The sequence below is a fragment of the Blastopirellula marina genome (assembly GCF_002967715.1).
GTDB classification, from domain to species: Bacteria; Planctomycetota; Planctomycetia; order Pirellulales; family Pirellulaceae; genus Bremerella; species Bremerella marina_B.
In genome coordinates this window covers 1-508 of the sequence record NZ_PUIA01000075.1, presented here as the reverse complement: position 1 = coordinate 508, position 508 = coordinate 1, and the positions used below count along the sequence as shown (strand labels likewise).

The 508-nt window shown below is 60.4% G+C and carries 1 protein-coding gene; it reads left to right on the top strand.

The window, feature by feature from the left end; translation table 11 throughout:
• A partial coding sequence (locus tag C5Y96_RS27515; RefSeq protein ID WP_158261392.1) for an Ig-like domain-containing protein occupies window positions 1–508 on the top strand: 508 nt, incomplete at both ends.

The following is a 508-nucleotide window of genomic DNA, read 5'->3' as shown; positions in this document are numbered from 1 at the left end:
GAGTTCCTGCTGTACGATTCGTCGGTCGATGGCGCGATTCCGCCGGCCAACCTCGTCGACGGCCTGACCGACCTGACGCTGCTGACCCGCGAAACCGCCGTGCTGCCGGACGGTCGTTACAACTTCAAGTTGGAAGTGGGCGATCGTGCGGGCAACATCAGCTTTGACTACCTGTTGAACGTGACGATCGACACGGTCGCGCCGCTCGGCGACGCCCCTGACTTGCTCGCTTCGAGCGACAGCGGGATGTTTGACAACGACTGGGTCACCAACGTCGATACGCCGACCTTCAACGGAACCGGCGAAGTCAACTCGACCGTCTTCCTGTACGCCAATGACGAACTGGTCGGTCAAACGATCGTCAACGCCGACGGCACGTGGAACATCGAAACGACCGCCCTGGAAGATGGCGTCTATACGATCTCGACGGTTTACGAAGACTTGGCCGGCAACCGCAGCGACGCCCAAGTCGCCGACATGCAGTTGGAAGTCGACACCTATGTGCCGA